Raw genomic sequence first — 24,088 nt, 5'->3', positions numbered from 1 at the left:
GGGACGCCCGCGGGATCCTCGCGTTTGCAGGGGGGGTCGCGGGGGGAGAAACCCCCGCCCCGGAGGGGTTCTTCCGGAACAAGGAGGGCGGAGGCTCCCCGGGGGGGAACAGCGCACCGGGCAGCCGCCGCATGCCGCCGTGCGACCGCCGGCTCAGTAGCCCGACGGCCGCACCACCCCCGTCTCGTACGCGAACACGGCCGCCTGCGTCCGGTCGCGCAGCCCCAGCTTGACCAGGATCCGGCCCACATGGCTCTTCACCGTCTGCTCCGCCACCACCAGCCGCTCGGCTATCTCCCCGTTCGACAGGCCCTGCGCGATCAGCGACAGCACTTCGGTCTCACGCCCCGTCAGATCGCCGATGCGGTCCTTGAGCGGGGTGCGCGGGGTCCTGGTGACCCGGGAGAACTCGGCGATCAGCCGCTTGGTGATGTTCGGGGCGAGCAGCGCTTCACCGGCGGCCACCACCCGTACCGCCTGGGCGAGTTCGGCTGCCGAGGCGTCCTTCAGCAGGAAGCCGGAGGCGCCCGCGCGCAGCGCCTCGTACACATACTCGTCGAGGTCGAAGGTGGTCAGGACCAGCACCTTGACGGTGGCGCCGGCCGGTTCGGTGATCTGGCGGGTCGCCTCGATCCCGCCGAGCCGGGGCATCCGGACGTCCATCAGGACGACGTCCGGGGCGAGTTCGCCGACCTTGGCGACGGCGTCCAGGCCGTCCACGGCCTGACCGACGACCTCGATGCCGGGCTCGGCGTTGAGCAGCACCGTGAAGCCCTGACGGACCATCACCTGGTCGTCGGCGATCAGCACGCGGATGGTCGTCATCGGGTGTCCTCAACAGGGGAGTCAGGGCAGTCAGGGGAGCCGGAGGTACCCGAGGGGTGCCGGGCGTGGTCGGGCAGCAGCGCGGTCACCTCGTAGCCGCCGTCCGGGGTGCGGCCGGCGGCCAGTTCGCCGCCGAGCATGGCGGTGCGCTCCCGCATCCCCAGCAGTCCGTGCCCGGAGCCGGGGGAGGGCGGGGCGGGGCCGTCCGCCGCGGTATTGGCGATCCGGAGCGCGAGCCCGTCGGCGTGGTACCCGACCGTCACCCGCACCCTCGCGCCCGGCGCGTGCCGCATCGCATTGCTGAGCGCCTCCTGCACGATGCGGAACGCCGACAGCTCGACGCCCGGTGCCAGCGGGCGCGGCTCTCCGGAGGTCTCGGCGGTGACGGCGACCCCGGCGGCGCGCACCTTGCCGAGCAGCTCGTCCAGCCGGTCCAGCGTGGGCTGCGGGGCGTGCCGCACCTCCTGCGACGGCGCCTCCTCCGAGCGCAGTACGCCCAGCACGCGCCGCAGTTCGGTCAGCGCCTCGACGGCGTTGTCCCGTATGCCTGCGAGGTTCTCCTTCAACGCGTCCGAGGGGTTGTCGACCAGATGTGGGGCGACCTGCGCCTGGATGGAGATCACCGACATATGGTGGGCGACCACGTCGTGCAGCTCGCGGGCGATCCGGCCGCGCTCCTCCAGCAGGGTGCGGCGGGCCCGTTCCTCGGCGGTGAGCTCCTCCTGCTCGACGAGCCGGGTACGGGCCACCCGGCTGAGGCGCAGCGAGGCGCCGACCACCACCGCGGTCGCGAAGCTCACCGCGCCGCGGGTGAGGTCGTCGTTGTGCCCGCCCGATGCCGGGGCGGGGGCGGTGGTGGTGAGGGCCATGTTGACCATCCCCGCCAGGAGCGTGACCACCAGCGCCTCGGCCGCGACGCGGGGGCGGACCCGCAGCGCGAGGAGCAGCAGCACGAGGGTGTGCAGTGCCACCCCCGCGACGCTCCAGGGCCACAGACTGTCGTGGTCGACGACGGACTCCACGGTCTGTGCGGTCAGGAAGAGCGTGAGCGTCGACAGCCACCAGGCGAGGACCGGGCGGGTCAACGCGAGTACGGCGGTTGCCGTCTGGAGCACCAGGAGCAGCAGTACCCGCGTCGGGAAGGTCTCGTCCGGGTGCCGGTCCCCGCCGAGCAACTCCTGGTAGTCGCTGGTGTTGAGCAGGAACATCGCCACCGCGAACAACACCACATGGGCATGCGGCAGCCGTCCGAGCCAGCGCATGCGCGGCAACGGGTCCCGCGCCGCGGTCCACAGATCCGCGCGCAGCGTACGCAACGCCGTCCCCGCGGCGGCCCGCAGCCGCCGTCCCCCGCCTTCCCCGGCCCCCTCGTTCACAAGATCCACTCTAGCCTCGCTCCGTCGTCACCGGAACGGAGCGCCGCTCCCGCACGACCCGGCTGCCGCCACGGCTCGCGCGCCGCCCCTGCTCGTACGTACGGAACGCGGCCCAGCACACCAGCAGCGCCACCGCGAACACCGGCAGCCAGCCCAGCCGGGCGAGCACCCAGCCGACGCCGTCGGGCGCGGTGTGCAGACCGGGCAGCGGCCGGCCGGCCAGCAGACCCACCGCCGTCACCGCCATCATCGCGGTCTGATGCCACAGGAACACCGTCATCGCCGAGAGGTTCAGCAGCGCCACCGCGGCCCACACCGCAGGGCGTCGCAGCACCCGGCGCAGCCGATCGCGCACCAGCAGCGCCACCCCGCACTGCGCGAGTCCGAAGCAGACGGCCGCGAGGGTGGGCGGGTTGAGATTGGAGATCCCGGCGCCCGGCACCCCGACCATGGCGGCCGGATAGCCGCCCCACAGCACGAGCCCGGCCGTGACGGCGGCGCCCCCGGCCAGCAGCGCCCAGCCGGTCCGGCGTTCCCGCAGCCCGCCGTGCGCCCAGGACACCCCCAGGCAGTACGGGACCAGCCACCCGGCCAGCACATTGAGCCAGCCGAGCCAGGCGGGCCCGCCCAGGCCGAACCGGACCAGATCGACATGCAGCACGACGGCGAGCGCCCACAGCGGATGCAGCCTGGCCACCAGCGGTGTCACCGCCGTCAGCACCGCGAAGACCAGCAGGAACCAGAGCGGGGACAGCACCAGCTTGGCCAGCGTCCGCACGGTCTCCACACCGGCCCCCGAGGCCAGCATCACCACCGCCGCCACACTCCAGACCACCAGCACCGCGGCAACCGGCCGGAACAACCGCGCCATCCGTGCGCCGAGCCACCCCCGGTAGGTTCCGCCCCGGCCCCGGGCCGCGGCGTAACTCTGCGCCGCCGCCTGCCCGCCCACCAGGAAGAAGACCGCCAGGGTCTGCAACGCCCAGGAAACCGGGGCGAGTTGCGGCAGCTGCCGCAACGGGCTGGCGCCGTGCACGGTGCCGCTGTCGACGACCAGGGCGGTCACCAGCCAGTGCCCGAGCACCACACCGAGGATGGCCAGCGCGCGGAGCGCGTCGATGGTGCGGTCGCGGCCGGCCGGGGTCGCGGAGTCGATCCGCCGGACGAGGTCACGCAGCACGGCGCTGCTCCTCGGCCGGGAGGCGCCCGGAGGCGATCCGCGCGAGATTCTCCAGCGACAGGGTTCCCGGGCGGAGGTAGTCGCTGTGGCCGCCGGAACCCGCCGCGAAGACCCGGGCGCCGAAGGCCGGGGAGAGCGGATCCTCGCCCAGTCCGAGCGTGGCGAAGGGGAGCGGGAGCTGCCCGTGCGGCACATCGGCGATCCAGTCGCCGGTGCCGCGGCCGGCCCAGACCGTCGCCCGGGTGTGCAGTGCGGCGACACCGTCGGAGCCGGCGCCGGGGCTGCCGTAGAGCACGATGTCCGCCACGGAGAGCCCCGAAGCGGCCCGCCCGCAGACCACCGAACCATAGGAGTGGCACAGAACGGAGACCCGCGCGTTCGGCCGTGCCTGGTTCAACTCGCCGACGAATCTGACGAGTTGCGGTGCGGCATCCGCCGCGAGCGCGGGGGTCAGCACCTCGGTGCTCAGCGTGCCCGGCGTCGCGTAGCCCAGCCAGGCGATGACGGCGGTGCGGTCGTCCAGCGCGTGGTGGAGCGCCCGCGCACCGGCCCGGAAGCGCTCGTAGGTGTCGAGGCTGGTGTCGGACCCCGGCACCAGTACGGCGATCCGCTCGGCCCGCGCCAGGTCGCCGAAGACCTCGGTGGTGCGGCCCCCGTCGCGGCCGTCGAAGGACAGGAACTGCCGGGCCGGAGCCGCCATGGCGCGCAGCGCGGCGGCCCGCCGCCGGTCACCGTGGTCGGCGGCCGTCCGCTCCGCTGCGCGGATGCCGTCGCGGTTGACGGCGTACCGCGCGGCGAGCGCGCCCGGTGTGGCGGCCCGCAGCGGGCCGAGGTCGACCGGGGCGGGCGCCGGGACGGCCGCGGGGCGCGCCGCACCCGAGACGGGCACGGCCACCGAGGCGGCGACAAGAGCGGCGAGCAGGGTGCGCAGCAGACGCTGGCCGCGCGGACGGGACGCCATGAGCGGTGATCCTTCCGTACCGGAAGCCGGTGGTGCTTCCGGTACCGAAGCTATGGATCACACCGCTTGGTCCACGTCCCGCCAGGGAGTGCACTTACCGCCTGGCTCTCAGGTAGGGGGGGTAGGGGTCCGACCCCTACCCCCCCTATGCCCGGCGCAGCAGAAGCTCGGTGTTGCGGTCCGCGGCCCTGCCCGCCATCACTTCGTGGACATCGCCGGGCGCCGGCATACGGGCGGCGAGGCCGGGCGCGTTGTAGGACAGCTCCCGGTAGAGGGACGCCAGCCCGACGGCGGAGAGGTCGTCGAAGTCCGTGCGGTACGGCGCGGCCGACTCGATGAGCGTGGTGAACAGCGACAGCGTTCCGTCGTGGTTGTCGACCAGTTCGAGGAGCCGGGCGTGCTGAGGGTAGTCGATGTGGGAGGCGGTGTTGACCTCCCAGAAGGAGCGGGCCGGGGTGGCGTGGGCGTGCGGGGTGATGCGGTTGACGTGGCTGTGCCCGTTGATCCAGGCCACCACGTTCGGAAAGCGGCTCAGCAGGGCGATGACCTCCGCGCCGTCGTGCCGGGTCTCGTCCGTACGGGCCGCGTCGGGGCGCCGCGTCATGCTCGGACTGTGGTGGTGGCTGAAGACGAGGATATGTGCGTCGTCACCGCCGGGGTTGCGCACCACCCGGCCGTCCGCGTCGTGATAGCGCGCGCTGTGCGCCGCCAACGTCCGCTCCAGCCAGCGCAGTTGCTCGGTTCCCAGGGACCCTTCGTAGTGGCCGCTGCGGTAGGTGGTGTCGATGCTGATGCCCACGACTCCGTCCGCGATGGGGAAGGAGTAGTACATCCGCTCGCCGTCCAGGTGGTTCTCGGTGTAGCCGTGCCCGACCGGCCCCGCTCCGGCGAAGGCCGGGTTCAGATGCGCGCGCAGGTACTCGTGCGGTGTGGCCAGGCGCCGGCGGTCGTCGGCGGTCACCGTCCGCGCCTTGGCGGCGTTGCTGCGCAGGATGTCCTTGAGCACGGTGCTCTTGGGGTCGTCGCCGGTCTCCAGCACCTTGGCGAAGGCGGCCACGTCGGAGTCCGGCACGGAGAACAGCTTGCGGGCCCCGGTGATGTACTCGGCGAGCTGAGGGTCCTGCGGGGCCAGGCAACCGCCCGGGAGGTCGTCGTGGTTGCCGGGCGTCGAGTACCAGGGAATGCGCAGACCGGGGCTGGTGACCGGGCGGATCGCGGCGTCGAGGAAGCCGGGTATCCGCGGCATTCCGCGCCGCTTGTCCTGGTCGCGCAGGCCGTCGTCGGGATGCCAGTACAGCGGGAGACCGGAGTTCTGGACGCCTTCGTACGCCGCCGGATCGCCGGTGTTGGGGGTGATCCGGCCCCCGCTCATCACGGTGAGGAACCACTCCAGCTCCACCATGGAGTGGTTGTCGATGTTGTCGCCCGTGGACATCGCGAAGGCCGGCGGCCGACCGGTGTGGGGGCCGCCGCCCAGCGCGTTCACCTGCTCCACCAGCGACACCGCGCCCGCCACGTTCAGCGCCTCCTGCCCCCGCCACGATCCCGGGGACCCGGCGCGCAGGAACTCGGTCCGCAACGGGCTCTGGACGTCGGCCACATGGAGATCGGTGAGCTGGACGAAGCAGGCCAGGGCGGTGCGCCGGTCCCGGCGTGCGGCTTTGGCGGCGGCGAGTTCGTTTCGCACGACGAGGGGCCAGCCGGGGCCGGGGGCGATGCGCCGGTAGCCGGCACCGCCGGCGAGCCGGGCGGTCGTCTCCAGGGTCGTGGTCCCATACGGTGCCGCGCGTCCGGAGAGCGGGCGGGCCGACGACGGTCCGGGGCCGCCGCGCTGTGCCGGTACGGCGGCCGCGCCCGCGGTACCGCGGCTCATGTGGGGGAGTGCGAAGGCGGCGCCGGTCGCGGCGACGGCGGCACCAGAGGTGAAGAGGAATCGACGACGGTCGGTGGTGATGTCAATGCCGGCCATGGGGCCCTCCGTGCGGTGGCGGGCGTACCCGGCCACAGCGGTGTCACCAAGATTCGGAATCTCTTATTCCGAACTCTGCGGGAGGCTCGTGGCCGGCAGTTGAACGGGCCCGGAACGCGGAACACCCATCGCCCGTCGGTCTGGCCCGTTTAGCGGCTGTTGATCCCCGGCGGGCAAGATCGGTTCGCAGATGCACACCACCGACCATTTAGGGGGAAACCCATGAGCGTCGTGAAGTTCTACACGCTTGAGTGCGTCGAGCAGGAGGACTGGAACGGGGCGGACGACATCTACCTCACCCTCAACGGTGTGCGGGTCTACTCGACCAGCATCGAGAAGGGCGACAAGCGCCACATCAACAAGTCCTTCCCCTTCTCGGGTGACGTCGCCACGGTCCGCATGTACGAGAGCGACAGGCTCGACGATGACGACCTGCTCGGCGAGCAGATTCCGCTTCTCGGCGTCGGCGAGATGAAGTTCCGAGAGGACGGTGCCCACTACACGCTCTCCTACGAGCTGTCCTGACGACAGCCGTCGGCGGGCCGGCACCGCCGGCGGGTGCTCCCTCGACGGCGATGCGGGCCCTTGGGTGCCCGCCGGTGACTTCCGCTCAGGCGGGCGGGTAACCACGGGAGTGGACCAGTTCCCGGGTGAGCCGCGCGAAGGCGCGGGCGGCGGCGCTCTGGTAGGCGTTCTCGCGGCGCAGGAGGCTGACGGTGCGGGCCGGCAGGGCGGGGGAGAGGCGCAGCGGGGAGAGGCGCGGGTGGTCGTGGGTGACGGCGTCGGGCAGGACCGTGGCCAGGGAAGTGCGCTGGACGATCTCGGTCAGCGCCTGGATGGAGTTCGACTCGACGGCGATCCGCGGTCGCACGCCATGGGCGGCGAAGTAGCTGTCGATATGGCCGCGGGTGGCGAAGTCGCCGCTGAGCAGCGCGAGGCGGCGCTCGCCGAGATCGCGCGGCGACAGCGGCGCGGCCCGGTCGGCGGCGGGCGGGCCGGCGCCGACGACCAGACCGAGGGTTTCGGTGAACAGCGGGGTCGCGGTGATGCCGGGCGGATGGGCGCCGTGGAAGGCGATACCGAGGTCGAGTTCGTCGGCCAGCAGCCGGGAGGCGATGCGGTCCTGGGTCATCTCCTTGACGTCCAGGGTGATCCCCGGGTGGCGGCTGTGGAGCCCGGCGACCAGGGGGCCGATGAGGTAGGCGGTGAAGGTCGGCGTGGCCGCCAGCCGCAGATGGCCACGGGACAGGTCGGCCACGTCCAGCACCGCCCGCTCGGCGGCCGCCAGGTCCCGTAGGGCCCGCCGGGCGTGGTCGACGTAGACCTCGCCGGCGTCGGTGAGCCGCACGGTGCGCCCCGTGCGGTCCAGCAGCTGCACGCCCACGGTGCGCTCCAGCTGCTTGACCTGCTGGGACAGGGTGGGCTGGGAGATATGCAGGTCCTCCGCCGCGCGGGTGAAACTGCCGTGCTCGGCGACGGCGAGCAGATAGCGCAGATGACGCAGTTCCAGGGCAGCCATACGCCCACTATAGGACCCCTATAGATGGCATCGATAGAAGTCATGGATATTGCGTCTTGGACGCTATAGGGGCAGGTCGTGCAGGGTGAATGAGGTCGGCCCGCAGCGGGTCGACAGTCACCGAAGGGATTCATCCGTGCAGGACCTCACCGAGGGCGTCGCGCGATTCCAGCGGAACGTCCACCCGGCCAAGGCGGAACTGTTCGCGCGTCTGGCGACCACCCACCGGCCGACGACGCTGTTCATCGGCTGCTCCGACGCCCGCGTGGTTCCCGAGCTGATCACCCAGAGCGAGCCGGGCGAGCTGTTCGTCATCCGCACCGCCGGCAACCTCGTCCCCGCGCACACGCCCGGCCCGGACGCGGTCGCGGCCGGCATCGAGTACGCCGTCGCCGTCCTGGGCGTACGCGGCATCGTGGTGTGCGGGCACTCCTCCTGCGGCGCGATGACCGCCCTCGCCGAGCGCCACGACCTGACCGCCGTGCCGGCCGTCGCGGACTGGCTGCGCCACGCGGACGCGGCCCGTGCCCGTGCCTCGGCCTCGGCCGCCGAAGGGGAGGTGGCCGCCCTCGTGCGCGAGAACGTGCGCGCACAACTGGCGAACCTCGCCACCCATCCGTCGGTCGCCCGCGCCCTGGCGCAGCACACGCTCACCCTCAGCGGCTGGGTCTACGACATCCCCACCGGCACCGTCGAGGAAGTCGACACCGCCGGGCGCCGGCCCGTCCCTGCGAACTGAGCGGACCCGGCGGCCCGCACACCCGCCGTTCCCTCGTATGCACCGGCGAACGGCGCCCTCCTGAAGGTCCCCACCCGTAAGTCCGAACCCGCAAGCCCGATCCCGTAAGTCCGAACCCGAAAGGACCCCCTCCCCATGATGCACGCTCAGTTCGACCCCGCCGCCCGTCAGGCCCTGGCCGCCGCAGCCGTGGAGGCCAAGCTGCGCAAGGACCTGTCCTGGCAGCGGATCGCCGACGCCGCCGGCCTGTCCGTCGCCTTCGTCACCGCCGCCGTCCTCGGCCAGCACGCCCTCCCGGAGCCCGCCGCACACGCGGTGGCCGAACTCCTGGATCTGGACGCGGACGCCGCGCTGCTGCTGCAGACCATCCCGACCCGCGGTTCCCTCCCCGGCGGTATCCCGACCGACCCGACCGTCTACCGCTTCTACGAGATGCTCCAGGTCTACGGCACCACCCTCAAGGCGCTGGTCCACGAGCAGTTCGGCGACGGCATCATCAGCGCGATCAACTTCACACTGGACGTGAAGAAGGTCGCCGACCCCGAAGGCGGCGAGCGCGCGGTGATCACGCTGGACGGCAAGTACCTGCCGACCAAGCCCTTCTGAGTCCGGCCGGGCGCGTTCTGCGTCCCGCCGGAGGACTTCCTCAGCGGCAATACAGAAATACCCCGGACCGAATTGACGTCCGGGGTATTTCTCTGCGTATATTGAGGGCTTCTGTGTCTCAACTCGGCCGCGGCTCAACTGGAGACACATTCCCAATGTTCATTCCGAACTGTATCCGAGCGGAGTTCAATTGTCAAACGAGGAATTGCGGTGCGAGCAGGAATTCACCGATCTGCTCCATGGGCGACTCGCCGAAATGCGGGACGGCGCCGCGGCGGCGGTGCGTGAAACCCTGCCGCGGGAGGGGAACAACGCCCAGGCGCGGCTGGAGCGCGATGTCATGGTGGCCGAGCAGGCCGGACTGCTGGCCGCCTTCGAAGCCGGGGAGAACGGCCTGTGCTTCGGCCGGCTGGTGTTCCGCGACGGCAGCGACCACCACATCGGCCGGATCGGCATCCGGCGGGACGACGCCGACCGCACCCCGCTCGTCATCGACTGGCGGGCCGAAGTCGCCCGCCCGTTCTACCTCGCCACCGGCCACACCCCGATGGGACTGCGCCGCAGACGGCACATCACCACCGAGGGCCGGCGGGTCACCGCCCTGCACGACGAGATCCTGGACCTGACCGACGCCGAACGCACCGGGCACGAGGGCGCCGACGCGGACGCCGTGCTGCTGGCCGCGCTGGACGCGGCGCGCACCGGACGGATGCACGACATCGTGCAGACCATCCAGGCCGAGCAGGACCGCATCATCCGCGCCCCGCACCACGGCGTCCTCGTCGTGGAGGGCGGCCCCGGCACCGGCAAGACCGTCGTCGCGCTGCACCGCGCGGCCTATCTGCTCTACGCGCACCGGGAGCTGCTCGCCCGCCGCGCCGTGCTGATCGTCGGGCCCAACCCGGCGTTCCTCAGCTACATCGAGGAGGTGCTGCCCGCGCTCGGCGAGACCGGCGTCCTGCTCGCCACCCTCGGCGAGCTCTTCCCCGGCGTGCGCGCGACCGGCACCGACACCGCCAGGGCGGCCGAGATCAAGGGCGGCGCGGCCATGGCCGACGCGCTGGCACGCTTCGTACGCGACCGGCAGTCCCTGCCCGACCCCGCGATCGTCATCGAGCACGACGACGGCGAACTGCGGCTGGACGCCGACCTGGCGTACGAGGCGCGGCGCCGGGCGCGCGAGACCGGGCTGCCGCACAACCTCGCCCGCCCCCACTTCGCCTTCCGCGTCATCGACGCGCTCACCGCCCAGTTGGTCGACCGGATCGGCGCGGACCCCTACGGCGGCCCGAACCTGCTCGGCCCCGACGACATCGCCCAGCTCGGCAAGGCCATCGCCGTCAGCCCCGAAGTGCACCGCGCCATCGAGGAGTTGTGGCCCACGCTCACGCCGCAGCAGCTGGTCGGCGACTTCCTCGCCGACCCCGTCCACCTCCCCGACGCGGACGCCCGAGCGATCCGCCGCGCGGCCGGCGAGGGCGAGTGGACCCCCGCCGACGTCCCGCTGCTGGACGAGGCCGCCGAGCTCCTCGGCGAGGACGACTCCGCGGCCCGTGCCGCGGCCGAGGCCGAGCGCCAGGAACGGATCGCCTACGCACAGGGCGTGCTCGAACTCTCCTACGGCTCCCGCACCCAGGAGTTCGAGGACCGCGACGACGAGGACTCCGAGGTGCTGGCGGCGCACGACCTGATCGACGCCGAACGCCTCGCCGACCGCCAGGAGGAGACCGACCACCGCAGCGCCGCCGAACGCGCCGCCGCCGACCGCACCTGGGCCTTCGGCCACATCATCGTGGACGAGGCGCAGGAGCTGTCCGCGATGGCGTGGCGGCTGCTGATGCGCCGCTGTCCGACCCGCTCGATGACCCTGGTCGGCGACCCGGCGCAGACCGCGGAGCCGGGCGGCTGCGGCACTTGGGAGACGATCCTCGCGCCGTACGTCGGCGAGCGCTGGCAGCACGTCAGACTCGGTGTCAACTACCGTACGCCGACCGAGATCATGGAGCTCGCCGCGCGGGTGCCCCGGGCCGTCGACCCGGACTTCGCACCACCGCGGTCGATCCGCTCCACGGGCCGACCGCCGTGGGCGCACCGCACCGACGATCTGGCCGGCGCGGTGGCCGAGGCGGTCCGGCGCGAGACCCGCGACGCGTCCGGCCGTCTCGCGGTGATCGCCCCGCGCACGCACCATGCGGCGCTGCTCACCGCCCTCCCGGCCGCCTCCGCCGGTCCCTCGCCGGATCTGACCAGCCCGGTGGTGCTGATCGACCCCAGGCAGGCCAAGGGCCTGGAGTTCGACACGGTGATCGTGGCGGCACCGGAGGAGTTCGGGGCCAGCGATCTGTACGTCGCGCTCACCCGGGCGACCCAACGGCTGGGCGTGATCCATACCCGGCCGCTGCCGGCGGGCCTGGAAACCCTTCGCCCAAAGGACAGGGCGACGGCGCCGCTCTGAGTGCCGGTCGACGGTGGGGAGCGGGCGCAGACGGGAGGGGGGAAGGGCGGCGGACGGGGCGTGAGAGGGCCGGGCGTGGCGGGCACGGGCCGCGCGCGCCCCGGCAATGCCCCGGCGGACTCCCGAGCCGGGGCATGGACGACACCGTCCCTGGCAAGGCATGACCCGCCCACCGCCCCCAAGGCCCCGTGGGCAGGCCGCCCCGGCCGCTCCGTGCCAGCCCTTCGCGCAGAGGGGCAGATTGGAGGTTCGGCATGCCCGGAAAGCACCGGAAGCCCCGGCGCCGTCCCGAGCACCGCACCCTGAAGGCCGCGATCGCCACCGCCGTCGGCGTGGCCCTGGGCGCCGCGGGCCTCGATGTGGCGACGGCCCTCGACGCCCCGCCGCGGACCGCGGACGCCGCCCGCGTCGGTCCGGCGCATCCCGCAGGGGACACGCCCGTTGGCGCCTCGGCCGACCCCGATCCGGCAGTGCAGGACCCGTCCGAGTACGTGCGCCAGGTCGTACGGCTGGTGAACGCGGAGCGCGCCGGCCACGGGTGCGCGCCCGTACGCTGGAACGCCGTGCTGCAGCGAGCCGCGCAGCGCCACTCGGACGACATGGCCACCCGTCACTTCTTCGACCACACCAACCCCGACGGAGCCGACCCGGGGGAGCGGATCACCCGCGCCGGCTACGCCTGGTCCTCGTACGGCGAGAACATCTCCGTCGGCCGGGCGACGCCCTCCGCCGTCATGAGCGCCTGGATGGACAGCCCCGGCCACCGCCGCAACATCCTGCAGTGCGATCTGGCGGACATCGGCGTCGGCATCCGCTTCGGCACCGGCGGGCCGTGGTGGACGCAGGACCTCGCCGCCCCCTAGGGCAGCACCTAGCCCAAGTTGAGGGCCGTGGCGAGATCCACGGACGGGTCGAGTGAGGCGACGACGTGGGCCTGGAGAAGTGCTCCGCCGCGGGAGAAGCGGCGGGTGCCGAGGGCCGCGTCGAGGCGGTCGGCGGCGCCCGCCGTGGTCGCTACGGCGGCGTCCAGGCTCAGGACCGCGGTCCTGGTGTCGAGGGACGAGCGGATGTCGGGCCGGGTGAAGGTGCCCAGGGTGATCGTGGTGGCGGCGTGCTCGCCGTCGGCGACGCGGGCCCTGAAGGTGCCCTGGGAGAGGTCCGCTTCGAAGTCGGTGACCTTGACGGTCTTGTGGGTCCTGCCGTTGCTCAGCGCCATACCGGAACCGGCGAAGTGCAGTTCGCCGCCGACCTTGCCGCCGCTGTTGGTGACCGCGCCGTCCTTGAGGCGCAGCCGTGTACCGCCGTCGGTGTGGCCGGCGGGGGCGCCCGGCCCGACCTCGTCTCCTGCGCGGACCTCGCCCTCCGCGCCGAACTCGGCGATCGTCACACCGTCGGTCGCGAGCGCGGCGAGCAGGGCGGCGGGCACGCGCACGACGGCCGAGCCGCTCTGGACCGGCACCTCGGTGTGGCCGGCGGGCCGGGCGGGAGCGGCCGGTGCGTCCGGTGGCGGGGTGGCGGGCGAGGGGCGTGCCGGAGCGGGAGCGGCCGCGGGAACGGCGATCGCGAGCGCCAGGACGGCGGCCGTGACGAGGCGGCGAGGGTGCATGCGGATCCCTTTCGTGAGCGGGAGGTCACTCCACGTGCGCATCCGTACTCATGATGAAGTCTCCCGGCGCCTTCCGCCGGGCACGGCCGTGGCGGGCGGCGAGCGAAGGGAGGGGACGAGGTGGGGCGGCGGAGCGGCGAGGTGGCGGCGCGCGGCGAACTGCGGACAACTCTTCTCGTATTTTGTGCAAAATAGAGGGTGTCTTGCTAGCGGAACGCGTTAGCGTGCTGTGCCCGCGCCGCCTCAGCACCAGGGAGCCATGAGCCCGCCATGACCGTCACCTCCACGCTTCCCGCCACCATGCGTGCCGCCGTACTGCACGGACCCGAGCGCCTCGACATCGAAGAGCGCCCCGTTCCCGTCCCCGGGCCGGGCGAGGTACTGGTCCGCGTCGAGGCGGTCGGCACCTGCGGCTCGGACGTGCACTACTACCGGCACGGGCGGATCGGCGACTTCGTCGTACGGGAGCCGCTCGTCCTGGGCCATGAAGCGGCCGGCACGGTGGTCGCCTGCGGCCCGGGAGCCGACACCCGGCGGATCGGCCGGCGCGTCTCCATCGAGCCCGGCACGCCCTGCGGCAGCTGCGGAGAATGCCGTCCGGGCCGCTACAACCTCTGCCCCGACATGCGCTTTCTGGCCACACCGCCGGTCGACGGCGCCTTCTGCGAATACCTCGCCGTGCACCAGGACTTCGCCCACGAGGTCCCCGACTCCCTGACCATCGAGGAGGCCGCCCTGCTGGAGCCGCTCTCCGTGGCGGTCTGGGCCTGCCGCAAGGGCCGCGTCGCCCCCGGCGACCGTGTGCTGATCACCGGTGCGGGGCCCATCGGACTGGTCGCCGCCCAGACGGCACGGGCCTTCGGCGCACGGGACGTGCTCGTCACCGACGTCCTCCCGCACCGCCTCGAACTCGCCCGGGCCACCGGCGCCACCGTCCTCGACGTCTCCCGCACACCGCTGCGCGAGGCGGACCACGCCCCCACCGTCCTGCTGGAGTGCTCCGGGGTTCCCGCGGTGAGCGGTGAGGCGATCCGCACCGTGGCCCGGGCCGGACGCGTCGTCCTCGTCGGGATGGGCGGGGACGAGATCCCGCTGCCCCTGAGCCGGGTGCAGAACCACGAACTGGAACTGACCGGCACCTTCCGCTACGCACACACCTGGCCCGCCGCGACGGCGCTGGTGGAGTCGGGGGCGGTCCGGCTCGACTCCCTGGTCTCGCACGGTTACGGTCTTGCGCAGGCTGAGAGCGCACTGACCGTCGCCACCCACGACGAGACCGCCGTCAAGGCCGTCATCTACCCGCAGCGGTAGGCCGCGGCCGCCGCTGCCCGATCGGAAAAGGGGCGGCCCCGATGGCTTCCACACGGTCGTCGCTGGCCGAGGTCGACCGGCGGCGGCAGGACGTACTGGCCCATGTCGTCGAGCACGGAGAGGTGCGCATCGACGATCTGGCCCGGCACTTCGGGGTCAGCCTCGCGACCATGCACCGCGATCTGGACCAGCTCGCCGAACGCCGGCTGCTGCGCAAGGAACGCGGCCGGGCCGCGCCGTTCCCGACGCTCACCATGGAGACCGCGACCCGCTTCCGCATCGCCGTGAACCGCCCCGTGAAGGAGGCGCTCTGCGCCGCCGTCGCCGACGAGATCCGCCCGGGCGGCACCGTCGTCCTGGACGACTCGACCACGGTCTTCCCGCTCGCGGCCCGGATCGCCCGTACCGAAGCGGTCGCCGTGGTCACCAACTCCCTCGGCGTGGCCCGGCTGTTCGACGAGACGCCGGGCGCCGACGTGACCCTCCTCGGCGGCCGCTACCGCGGGGAGTTCGGCTCCTGCGTCGGCCCGGACGTACTGCGCGCCCTGGGCCGCATCCGCGCCGACCTCGCGGTGATGTCGGCCGTGTCCGTCCTGGGCGGCCGGCTCTTCCACCCGGTGCGCGACTACGCGGAGATCAAGGAAGCCATGCTGGACTGCGCGCAGCGGTCGCTGCTCCTGGCGGACCACACCAAGTTCGGCAAGACCGCCACCCACGCCTACGGCGACATCACCCGCTACGACCGGGTCGTCACCGACCACGCCACGCCGCCCGGCGAACTGGCCGAACTGCGCCGCCTGGGCGTGCGGGTCGACGTGGTCGACGCCTGACGCCGCGGCAGGCGCGTCGGGGCGACGCGCCTCGTCGATGTGGGCCGTACGCCGCCGTACCCCCGGCGAGTGCCCGGATATCGGGCGGCGCCTGCCATTTTCCGACAATCAACGCCCTGCGCAGGAACATGCGTTGACGCCGGGCCCGTCCTGATGTGATGGTACGGCCGCCCGGGTCATGGACATGCCGTCCTCGACATACCGTCCTCCTGCCGTGCACTGCCCCCACCCGTCGGAAACCGGCCGGACGACGACACGACGCTGCCCCGCCCCGGTGTCCCACCAGATCCTCCGTCGGTAGAACGCGCTACCCCCTCAAGGAGCCATGGTGTTACGAAGACTCTCGGTGGCCGGCATATCCCTCGCCGCCACCCTCGCAGCAGCCATCCTCGCCGCGGCCCCCACGGCCGCGGCCACACCGCAGACGCCCCGGCCCGCCACCGGCAGCAGCCTGGCCCAGGCCGCCCCCGACATCGATGTGGCCAAGGTCCAGGCGCACCTCACCGAGCTGAACAACATCGCCACCCGCAACGGCGGCAACCGCAAGTCCAGCGGACAGGGCTACCGGGACTCCGTCGCCTACGTCAAGAACAAGCTCCAGGCGGCCGGTTACACCGTCACCGAGCAGCCCTGCACCTCCGGCTGCGCCACCGGAGCCGGACCCAACCTGATCGCCGAATGGCCCAAGGGCGACGCCGGCAATGTGTACATGTTCGGCTCCCACCTCGACAGCGTCGGCGCCGGACCGGGCATCAACGACAACGGCTCCGGCTCGGCCGTGCTCCTGGAGACCGCACTCACCCTCGCCGAGCAGAACCCCGCCATGGCCGCCCGCGTCCGCTTCGGCTGGTGGACGGACGAGGAGCAGGGCCTCAACGGCTCCGACTTCTACGTCAACTCCCTCTCCAGTACCGAGCGTTCGAAGATCAAGGCGTACTACAACTTCGACATGGTCGCCTCGACCAACGGCGGCTACTTCATCAACCACGTCAACTCCGCCGCCGCCGCGCCGATGAAGGCGTACTGGGACTCCCTCGGCCTGCAGCCGGAGGAGAACACCGAGGGCGCCGGCCGCTCCGACGACTACTCCTTCGAACAGGCGGGCATCCCGACCTCCGGATACGCGATGGGCGCCGGCGCACGGAAGACCTCCGCCCAGGCGGCCAAGTGGGGCGGCACCGCCAACCGCTCCTACGACTCCTGCTACCACCAGTCCTGCGACACCACCAACAACATCAACAGCACCGGGCTGAACCGCAGCGCGGACGGCATCGCCTACACCCTGTGGAAGCTCGCCGTCAGCGACACCACCCCGGCGAACGACTTCTCCCTGGCCGCCGCCCCGTCCTCGGGAAGCGTCGACCCGGGCTCATCGGTGACCAGCACGATCTCGACGGCGACCACCAGGGGCTCCGCCCAGACGGTGCAGCTGTCGGCCTCGGGCGCCCCGGCGGGCGTGACCGTCTCCTTCAGCCCCGCCTCGGTGACGTCCGGCGACAGCTCCACCCTGACCGTCGCCGCGTCCGCGACCGCGGCCCCCGGCACCTACTCCCTCACCCTCACGGGCACCGGATCCGTCACGCACGCAACGACCTTCGCCCTGACGGTCAAGGGGACCGGCAGCTGCACCAGCCGGCAGCTCCTCGGCAACGGCGGATTCGAGAACGGCACCACCCCCTGGACGGGCGACACCGGCGCGATCGGCGCCCACTCGGGCCAGTCCGCCCACAGCGGCAGCCGGTTCGCCTGGCTCGGCGGCTACGGCCGCACCGCCGCCGACACCCTCAGCCAGCCGGTGACCGTTCCCGCCGGATGCAGCCGAGCGACACTGACCTACTGGCTGCACATCGACACCGATGAGACCGGCAACGTCGCCTACGACACCTTCAAGGTCAAGGTGGGCGACACCACCCTGACGACCCTGTCCAACACCGACGCGGCCAGCGGCTACACCCAGCGCACCCTGGACCTGAGCCGCTACGTCGGACAGCAGATCACGCTGACCTTCACCGCCACCGAGGACGCCAGCCTCCAGACCAGCTTCGTCCTCGACGACGCGGCCCTGCACACCGGCTGACCTCCCGCTGCCCGGAGGGGCGGGACCGGCCCGCCGGCACCTCGTCCCTCCGGCGCACGGACGACCTGCGCCACCCGGCCCGTCCCACGTCTCCGCCTCAGGCCCGTGCGGTGAAGGGGCACTTCCAGTCGGCCGGCTTGCGACGGCCCGAGTAGCGCCGGGCCTCGGAGAGCTGCTCGTACTCCACGAGGTTCGGATTGATGTCGCCCTGCAGCTCTATGTCCTGCTTGCGTATCTTCTCCTGGAGCCGGTCCCACAGGCCGGCGGCCTTGATCCGGTCGAACTGGGCGTGGGAGTTGAAGGCGAGCATCGGGAACGGCGGTCGGCGGCCGATGCGGCTGTGCGTCTCGTGCAGCCCGATGACGAAGAACGGGTGCCCGGCCACGCTGTAGGCGAAGGCGCCGGACGACGGGTCGCGGTCGTAGCCGTCGGCCCAGGAGTGGGTCAGGCTGTCATGATCGTGGACCGCCTGCAGCTGCTGCCACATCAGGTCCTCGAACTCGGTGTCCGGCACGTTCAGCGGGCCCGAGAAGGTGGCGACGAAGCTGGTGAAGGGCTTGGCGTCCCAGTCCACCGACTTCACATAGGCGTGCAGGTCCTCCGTCATCTGCCGGGCGGCCCCGTCGCCCCCGAGCCAGGTGTAGTGATGATGGGTGATACCGCCCTGCCGCCACGCCGAACGGCCGGCCAGGCAGGGAAAGGCATCGCCGAGCAGGAACTGCCCGACTTCAGTGGCGGCGGAGGCGTCAACCGTCATGTTCGTGACCTTCGGTGAGGGGGGCCTCGCCCGTGGTGGGGGCCCTGGCCGTGCTGGGGACTCTGGAAGTGAAGATCGAACCCCGCCAGTTCGTCAAGACATGACAGCAGGGCACCTGGTCCGCCGCCCTCACCAGCGGCGACGGGAACGGAGCCGAGGCCGGCCGGGTCCCGTCGGCCGCGATGCCGCCCCGGCGGGCCGCACGGCCTGATTCCGCCCGACAGGCGCCGTCAGCGCGCGGCGGGCAGGCCGCTCCCCGTGCGCTTCAGGGTGCGGATCACCGGCGCGGTCTCCAGGGACCGGACGGCATCCAGCGCGGCCACGCGCTCGGTCAGGTACCGGCACAGATCATCGGCGCTGCGGCAGTTGACCGCGGCGACGAGATTGCTCGGGCCGGTGGTCATGGCGGCGAAGGAGACCTCGGGATGCGCGGCCAGCTCATGCGCGGTGTCGCTCAGCCCGGAGGGCCGTACGGACATCCACAGCCGGGCCTCGGTGGGGAACCCCAGAGCGGCCGGCGCGATGTCGACGGCGCAGGTGAGGACGCCGGCGCGCCGCAGCGCGTCCAGGCGGCGCTTCGCCGTGGAGTCGGCTCCGCCCACGGCGGCCGCGAGCTCGGTGTAGCCGGCCCTGCCGTCGCGCCGGAGGACCTCCAGCATCGCCCGGTCCTGATCGTCGAGGACCACCGGCCCCTCGCCCGGGGACGGCGGGGCGGGCCGCAGACGGTCGACCTGCTCCGTCGAGAGCCGGGCGGAGCCGGCCCAGTCCTTCGGCAGAGCGGTGGCGCGCAGCAGCAGGTGTGCGGAGACCGCGGTGACCCGGCTGGTTCTGGGGAGCTGCTGCAGCAGCAGGGCATCGCGCTCGGCGGCGGACGGCGTCTGGACGTGGCAGGAGATCTCCGTCCCTCCGGAGAGCAGATACACATACGACGTGTCGGACCGGGCGGCCAGAGCGCCGGCGATGGCACCGGCGGCATCCGGGGTGCACTGGATCCGGAGGGTCCACGACGTGTGGCCGAGCGGCCCGCCGTCGACGACGCCGACGACCCGGAGGACGCCGGCCGACCGCAGTCTGCGATAGCGGCGGGCGACCGTGTTCTCCGAGACACCGAGAACCTCGGCGACGGTGCGGAACGGTGCCCGTCCGTCGATCTGGAGCGCATGGACCAGACCGCGGTCGACGTCATCCATGGCACCGGCACCGGCACCGGCAACGGCATCGGCGCCGGAGGCGTTGGTTATGACGGAATTCATCGTCTCACGCTAGCTCGTGACGACTTCCTGCGCAGTGACGCTGCTGGATGGCCCTCCCGCGCCCTGCCCGGTGATCGTGGACGCGGTCGGCCGGACACCGGCAGACCTCGGCACAGCCCGCCGCACCCCACCACGCACGGAGGCTTCGATGAACGCCAACAGCACGATCCTCGTCACGGGAGCGACCGGAAACGTGGGCCGACAGGTGGTCTCCCAGCTCCTGGCGGCCCACGTGGGCGAGGTGCGGGCACTGACCCGCACCCCCGAGGCGGCCCGGCTTCCGCACCAGGCCGAAGTGCACCAGGGCGACCTCGCCGACTCCGGCGCGCTGGAGTCGGCCCTGGAAGGGGCGGACGCGGTCTTCCTCATGTGGCCCTTCCACAGCGCCGAGCCGGCCGCCGCCGTCGTGGACGCCCTCCGGCGGCACACACGCCGCGTGGTCCTGCTGTCCTCCGGCGCCGTCCGCAGCGGGCTCGAATGGGACCAGCAGCCGCACCCGGTGGGACGTTCCCACCGGGCGGTGGAGCAGCTGATCGAACACTCCGGTCTGCGCTGGACCCACCTGCGGCCCAGCACCTTCGCCGCCAACGCGCTGTGGTGGGCCGACCAGATCCGCACCGGCGATGCGGTACGCGGCGCCTTCGGGGCCGTGGCCATGGCGCCCCTGCACGAGGCGGACATCGCCGCCGTCGCGGTGCGCGCCCTGACCGGCGACGGCCACGACGCCGCCGTATACCCGCTGACCGGCCCGGACGTCCTGACCCAGGCCGAGCAGGTCCGCGTCATCGGCGAGGCACTCGGCCGGCCCTTGAGATGGCAGGAACTGTCGCGGGAAGCCGCTCGGCAGCAGCTGCTGGCCGATGCGGCGATCCCCGACTCCTTCGTGGAGGTCCTGCTGAACGGCTACGCCGAGATGCTCGACCGGCCCCGCCCCGTCACCACCGGCACCGTCGAGGAGATCACCGGCGCACCGGCGCGGACCCTGCACCAGTGGACCCTCGACCACGCCGCCGCGTTCCGTCCGCGCCGGTGAGCACCTCGGTGTCCGTGCCGACCCGCAACGCGGCCACCAACCGGGAGGCGACCGGCACGGGCACGCTGTGCCGGTCGGCCGCCCGCAGCAGCGCACCCCCGATCGCATCGAGCTCCAGCGGACGGCCCGCCTCCGCGTCCCGTTGCATCGACGACCGGCTCTCGCCCGGGAACGCGTCGTACAGCTCCAGGGTCTTCGCGGGATCGGTCGGCGCACCACAGGCCCCGCTCACCGCGGCGGCCTCCGCGACCAGGGCGGTCAGCTCCTCGCGCCGCTCGGTCCGCACCTCACCGATCGGCAGACCGTAATGGGTGGTGAGCAGCGCGAAAGGAGCCAGGAACGCCAGCTTGGCCCAGAGCGCCGCGGTCTCGTCGTCCACTACGCGCGTACGCACTCCCGCCTCCTCCAGCACCGCCGTCAGCGGTCCGAGGCGCTCGGGCGCTCCGGCCAGATCGATCTCGGTGAACGGGCTGCCGTGCTCGATGATTCCCGGCGCGGTACGGGTCGAGGCGACGCGGATGACGCCCGGCACGACACGCCGCGCGCCGTAGCGGCCGCGCAGCACGTCCGGGTGCTCGATGCCGTTGAGCAGCGGAACCACCCAGCCGTCACCGACGACGTCGGGCGGGATCCGCTCCAGCGCCGCGGCGAGAGCGGTGTGCTTGACGGCGACCAGGCACAGATCGACCGGCTCGCGCAGTTCGGTGTCCGCCTCGACCCGCGCGGTGAAGGCGCCGAACTGCGCGCTGCGCACCGTGATGCCGTCCCGCCGCAGCACCCGCGCCGTCGCCTCCCCGGCCACACAGATCACCCGGTGGCCGGCACGGGACAGCACGCCCGCCAGGAGACCGCCGACTCCTCCCGGGCCGAGCACCGCCACGCTCCAGGGGCGGGCGGCGGGCTCGGTCGCGGGACGGCCCGACGGCTCGGCGAGCACCGTCCGGCAGTCCCGCCACGCGGAGGTGCTCAACAGCGGTCGAAGCCGGCCGAACAGGGTGAGCAGACCGGCGCCCGAGGTCTCCCGGAACCCGGGATCGACGCGGGCGATATCGAGTTCGTTGGCGGCCGTGAGCTCGGCGAAGTCCCGCCGCAGCGCGAGGGACGGTGTGCGGGTGCGACCGGTGAAACGGTCCCGGAAGGTGGCGTCGGGCTCCGCGAGGGTGGGATACGAGGCGCCGCGGTCGCAGCCGGCGTAGAAGTACACCAGTGCCTCGGCCTCGGCGCCGATGACCGCGGCCAGTTCCGCGCGGCGGTCGAGCGGCAGCAGGTGGGTGGCGAAGCCATCGGTGCCGTAGCAGGCATGGCACAGGCCGGCGAGTCGCAGGGCCGGCCGGGCGCCCCACTCGGCGAGCTGCTCCTGCACCCGGTGGAGGTGAGCCAGCAGCGTCCCACCGGGATGCTCAAGCGTGTCGGCGCCCCACTCGCGCAGCAGGTCGGTGACGCGGGCGGTCACGGAACCGATGTCCGGAGCATCTGAAGCGAGGTCTGAGCCGAGATCAGGATCGACGCCTGAACCATGGGCGTCAGGAGGTACGGAGAACATGGGCTGCGGGCTCCTTTCGGTGCTTGACGGGTCGGCACCCGCCCCGGCCCGCGCCTGCCGTCCGGCCTGGCGCGGGAAGGGGGCGCGGTTGCCGCCCTTGGCCCTGCGGTGATCATCGAGGATGCCGTAAATCCAAGTCAATCCTCGGATTCTCTTGCCACTTTCCAAGTAATAGCTTGGATTTCGCATGGCTCTCAAGGACCCGGCTCTCTGCGGAGAGCGCATGTTTTGACCTCTCAGGGCCCGGTGCCTACGCTCGAAAGTGACATCTGATTGAGGTTGCAACGATGTCCGCGAAGCAGGTTCGGAGTCCTGCTAAGTCGCCTCCGTACGGTGCGTCAGGGCCTCGCGCGTTCCCGGCGCACGGTGGTGAGGCCAGGAGAACTCCACATCGACATGCCGACGTATCGGCAACGCACCAACCCCGAGAGGGGACGATCATGCGCGCGAAGACCAGGACCCACCGCATAGCCGCGGCACTGTGTGCAGTGCCCTTCCTCGTGCTTGCCGGGGCCGGCGCCGCCAGCGCGGCTCCCGCCGCCGCTCCGGCAGCCGCACCCACCCACGCCGCCACCCACGGATGGGGCTGCGACGACGACTGGGGCTGGGGCGGCTGGGACTGCTACGACCACGGTTATGGCTACGGATTCGGCGTCATCATCATCCGCTGACCATCCGGGCCGAGAGACGCCCGAACACCTCCTATCGCAGGGGACCTGCCCGCACGGGCCGGTCCCCTGCCGTGTGCCGGAGCGCCGGACCGCGGGCGATCCACGCCGACGCCGCCGACCGCGGTCCGGTCGGCGGCGTCGGGCGGACCCGGCGTCAGGCGGCCTGCTGCAGCCGGTGCAGGGACGCCACCAGCTTGTCCACCTCCTCGGGTGTGTTGTACAGCGCGAGGGAGGCACGGGCCGCGCTCTCCACGCCGTAGTGGGCCAGCGCGGGCTGGGCGCAGTGGTGGCCGGCCCGGATGGCGATGCCGTCGCGGTCCAGCCAGTCGGCGATCTGTGACGGATCGTGGCCGGCGAGGGTGAAGGTGAGTACGGCGATCCGCTCGGGCGCGGAACCCAGCAGCTCAAGCCCCGGAACCGTGGACAACGCCTGCTGCGCGTGCGCCATGAGCGAGGTCTCGTAGGCGGCGATGGCGTCCCGGTCGAAGGACGTCAGCCAGTTGAGCGCGGACAGCAGACCGACCACGCCGGAGATATGCCCGGTACCGGCCTCCAGGAGGTGGGGCACCGGCGCATAGGACGTACGGGCGAAGCTGACCGACTCGATCATGTTGCCGCCGCCCTGCCACGGCGCCATGCTCCGCAGGATCTCGGGCTTGGCGTACAGGGCGCCGATCCCCGTGGGCGCGAACAACTTGTGCCCGGAGAACACATAGAAGTCGGCGTCCAGGTCCTGCACATCGACGGGGAAGTGCGCCACCGCCTGCGCCCCGTCCACCAGCACCTTGGCCCCGTAGCGGTGCGCGAGCGCGGTCATCTCGCGGACCGGCGGGACGGTGCCGAGCACATTCGACGCATGGCTGATCGCGACGAGCTGGGTGCGCATCGACAGCAGATCGGCGTACGCGGTGAGGTCGATCTGCCCGTCCGGTTGCAGTGGTACGGGTACCACCCGGGCCCGGGTCTCCTTGGCGACCAACTGCCAGGGGACGATGTTGGAGTGATGCTCCAGCACCGGGACGAGGATGTCGTCCCCGGGGCCGAGGTTGGCCCGCCCCCAGCTCTGGGCGACGAGGTTGATCGCCTCGGTGGTGCCGCGTACGAAGACGATGTCGTCCGGTGACGGTGCGCCGAGGAAGTCGGCGACCGCCGCCCGGCCCGCCTCGTACGCCTCGGTGGCCTCCCGGGCCATGGTGTGGGCACCGCGGTGGATGTTGGAGTTGGCGGATCCGTAGAAGCCGGCCAGCGTCTCGATCACCTGGCGCGGCTTCTGCGTGGTGGCTCCGTTGTCCAGCCAGACCAGCGGGTGCCCGTTCACGGTCCGGTGCAGGATCGGGAAGTCCCGCCGCGCCGACTCTGCGGAGAACGGGACGGGTT

At 72.3% G+C, this 24,088-nt stretch carries 21 protein-coding genes and 1 pseudogene; 10 read left to right on the top strand and 12 right to left on the bottom strand.

The features are described from left to right. Nucleotides 1–153: 153 nt before the first annotated feature. The 5 genes from ACZ4NB_RS36795 to ACZ4NB_RS36775 all read right to left on the bottom strand — a co-directional run bounded on the left by ACZ4NB_RS36795 (nt 154) and on the right by ACZ4NB_RS36775 (nt 6,311). Complete coding sequence (locus ACZ4NB_RS36795) at nt 154–825, bottom strand: response regulator (RefSeq protein ID WP_467667401.1); 672 nt, start codon at nt 823–825, stop codon at nt 154–156. Continuing rightward, the gene (locus ACZ4NB_RS36790; protein WP_467667400.1) at nt 822–2,201 is read right to left on the bottom strand and encodes a sensor histidine kinase; all 1,380 of its coding nucleotides are present in this window, start codon (nt 2,199–2,201) and stop codon (nt 822–824) included. Before ACZ4NB_RS36790 ends, ACZ4NB_RS36795 begins: the two co-directional genes overlap by 4 nt. 10 nt (nt 2,202–2,211) lie before the next feature. Further along, nucleotides 2,212–3,378: an acyltransferase family protein gene (locus ACZ4NB_RS36785; protein ID WP_467667405.1), complete on the bottom strand. Its 1,167-nt coding sequence runs from the start codon at nt 3,376–3,378 to the stop codon at nt 2,212–2,214. Further along, nucleotides 3,371–4,342 (bottom strand): alpha/beta hydrolase, encoded by a 972-nt coding sequence (locus tag ACZ4NB_RS36780; RefSeq protein WP_467667399.1) that lies wholly within the window; start codon nt 4,340–4,342, stop codon nt 3,371–3,373. The genes ACZ4NB_RS36785 and ACZ4NB_RS36780 overlap by 8 nt, the downstream gene beginning before the upstream one ends. Nucleotides 4,343–4,487: 145 nt before the next feature. Beyond that, complete coding sequence (locus ACZ4NB_RS36775) at nt 4,488–6,311, bottom strand: TIGR03767 family metallophosphoesterase (RefSeq protein ID WP_467667398.1); 1,824 nt, start codon at nt 6,309–6,311, stop codon at nt 4,488–4,490. A gap of 222 nt (nt 6,312–6,533) precedes the next feature. On the opposite strand from ACZ4NB_RS36775, the gene ACZ4NB_RS36770 reads away from it, so the two are divergent. After that, nucleotides 6,534–6,836 carry a hypothetical protein gene (locus tag ACZ4NB_RS36770; protein ID WP_467667397.1) on the top strand — a complete coding sequence of 101 codons (303 nt, stop codon included), beginning with the start codon at nt 6,534–6,536 and terminating at the stop codon, nt 6,834–6,836. 85 nt (nt 6,837–6,921) lie between these two features. Here ACZ4NB_RS36770 and cynR read toward each other — a convergent pair whose 3' ends face one another. Beyond that, nucleotides 6,922–7,830 (bottom strand): transcriptional regulator CynR, encoded by a 909-nt coding sequence (gene cynR, locus ACZ4NB_RS36765; protein ID WP_467667396.1) that lies wholly within the window; start codon nt 7,828–7,830, stop codon nt 6,922–6,924. Nucleotides 7,831–7,966: 136 nt separating this feature from the next. Here cynR and ACZ4NB_RS36760 point away from each other — a divergent pair, with 136 nt between their 5' ends. The 4 genes from ACZ4NB_RS36760 to ACZ4NB_RS36745 all read left to right on the top strand — a co-directional run bounded on the left by ACZ4NB_RS36760 (nt 7,967) and on the right by ACZ4NB_RS36745 (nt 12,493). Then, the gene (locus ACZ4NB_RS36760) at nt 7,967–8,569 is read left to right on the top strand and encodes a carbonic anhydrase (RefSeq protein ID WP_467667395.1); all 603 of its coding nucleotides are present in this window, start codon (nt 7,967–7,969) and stop codon (nt 8,567–8,569) included. A gap of 135 nt (nt 8,570–8,704) precedes the next feature. Continuing rightward, on the top strand, nt 8,705–9,175 hold the full coding sequence (gene cynS / locus ACZ4NB_RS36755) for a cyanase (RefSeq protein ID WP_467667394.1): 471 nt from the start codon (nt 8,705–8,707) through the stop codon (nt 9,173–9,175). A gap of 205 nt (nt 9,176–9,380) precedes the next feature. Continuing rightward, nucleotides 9,381–11,630 carry a HelD family protein gene (locus tag ACZ4NB_RS36750; RefSeq protein ID WP_467667404.1) on the top strand — a complete coding sequence of 750 codons (2,250 nt, stop codon included), beginning with the start codon at nt 9,381–9,383 and terminating at the stop codon, nt 11,628–11,630. Between the two features lie 254 nt (nt 11,631–11,884). Beyond that, nucleotides 11,885–12,493 (top strand): CAP domain-containing protein, encoded by a 609-nt coding sequence (locus ACZ4NB_RS36745; protein WP_467667393.1) that lies wholly within the window; start codon nt 11,885–11,887, stop codon nt 12,491–12,493. 8 nt (nt 12,494–12,501) lie between these two features. Here the strand turns inward: ACZ4NB_RS36745 and ACZ4NB_RS36740 are convergent, their stop codons facing one another. Further along, on the bottom strand, nt 12,502–13,236 hold the full coding sequence (locus tag ACZ4NB_RS36740; RefSeq protein ID WP_467667392.1) for a hypothetical protein: 735 nt from the start codon (nt 13,234–13,236) through the stop codon (nt 12,502–12,504). A 270-nt stretch (nt 13,237–13,506) separates the two neighbouring features. On the opposite strand from ACZ4NB_RS36740, the gene ACZ4NB_RS36735 reads away from it, so the two are divergent. The 3 genes from ACZ4NB_RS36735 (at nt 13,507) to ACZ4NB_RS36725 (ending at nt 17,454) form a co-directional block, all read left to right on the top strand. Beyond that, nucleotides 13,507–14,547: an NAD(P)-dependent alcohol dehydrogenase gene (locus ACZ4NB_RS36735; protein WP_467667391.1), complete on the top strand. Its 1,041-nt coding sequence runs from the start codon at nt 13,507–13,509 to the stop codon at nt 14,545–14,547. A 41-nt stretch (nt 14,548–14,588) separates the two neighbouring features. Then, on the top strand, nt 14,589–15,377 hold the full coding sequence (locus ACZ4NB_RS36730; protein WP_467667390.1) for a DeoR/GlpR family DNA-binding transcription regulator: 789 nt from the start codon (nt 14,589–14,591) through the stop codon (nt 15,375–15,377). 325 nt (nt 15,378–15,702) lie between these two features. Then, the gene (locus ACZ4NB_RS36725) at nt 15,703–17,454 is read left to right on the top strand and encodes a M28 family peptidase (protein ID WP_467667389.1); all 1,752 of its coding nucleotides are present in this window, start codon (nt 15,703–15,705) and stop codon (nt 17,452–17,454) included. Between the two features lie 97 nt (nt 17,455–17,551). Here ACZ4NB_RS36725 and gntA read toward each other — a convergent pair whose 3' ends face one another. Then, the gene (gene gntA / locus ACZ4NB_RS36720; protein ID WP_467667388.1) at nt 17,552–18,211 is read right to left on the bottom strand and encodes a guanitoxin biosynthesis heme-dependent pre-guanitoxin N-hydroxylase GntA; all 660 of its coding nucleotides are present in this window, start codon (nt 18,209–18,211) and stop codon (nt 17,552–17,554) included. Between the two features lie 230 nt (nt 18,212–18,441). Beyond that, nucleotides 18,442–19,464 (bottom strand): Lrp/AsnC family transcriptional regulator, encoded by a 1,023-nt coding sequence (locus ACZ4NB_RS36715; RefSeq protein ID WP_467667387.1) that lies wholly within the window; start codon nt 19,462–19,464, stop codon nt 18,442–18,444. Between the two features lie 148 nt (nt 19,465–19,612). Here ACZ4NB_RS36715 and ACZ4NB_RS36710 point away from each other — a divergent pair, with 148 nt between their 5' ends. Continuing rightward, nucleotides 19,613–20,497: an SDR family oxidoreductase gene (locus ACZ4NB_RS36710; RefSeq protein ID WP_467667386.1), complete on the top strand. Its 885-nt coding sequence runs from the start codon at nt 19,613–19,615 to the stop codon at nt 20,495–20,497. On the opposite strand, the gene ACZ4NB_RS36705 is transcribed toward ACZ4NB_RS36710, so the two are convergent. Both ACZ4NB_RS36705 and ACZ4NB_RS36700 read right to left on the bottom strand, forming a co-directional pair. Continuing rightward, the gene (locus ACZ4NB_RS36705) at nt 20,424–21,377 is read right to left on the bottom strand and encodes a ketopantoate reductase family protein (protein WP_467667403.1); all 954 of its coding nucleotides are present in this window, start codon (nt 21,375–21,377) and stop codon (nt 20,424–20,426) included. The genes ACZ4NB_RS36710 and ACZ4NB_RS36705 overlap by 74 nt on opposite strands. A gap of 21 nt (nt 21,378–21,398) precedes the next feature. After that, a pseudogene (locus ACZ4NB_RS36700) lies at nt 21,399–21,959 on the bottom strand (DUF6817 domain-containing protein); the annotation flags it as partial. 521 nt (nt 21,960–22,480) lie between these two features. On the opposite strand from ACZ4NB_RS36700, the gene ACZ4NB_RS36695 reads away from it, so the two are divergent. Further along, nucleotides 22,481–22,711: a hypothetical protein gene (locus ACZ4NB_RS36695; RefSeq protein WP_467667385.1), complete on the top strand. Its 231-nt coding sequence runs from the start codon at nt 22,481–22,483 to the stop codon at nt 22,709–22,711. Nucleotides 22,712–22,865: 154 nt separating this feature from the next. Here the strand turns inward: ACZ4NB_RS36695 and ACZ4NB_RS36690 are convergent, their stop codons facing one another. Beyond that, entirely contained in the window at nt 22,866–24,029 is a 1,164-nt protein-coding gene (locus ACZ4NB_RS36690) for a SufS family cysteine desulfurase (RefSeq protein ID WP_467667384.1), read from the bottom strand. Nucleotides 24,030–24,088 lie beyond the last annotated feature (59 nt).

It is taken from the genome of Streptomyces sp. NPDC026575, from assembly GCF_055567415.1.
This window is presented reverse-complemented; position numbering and strand designations above follow the sequence as displayed.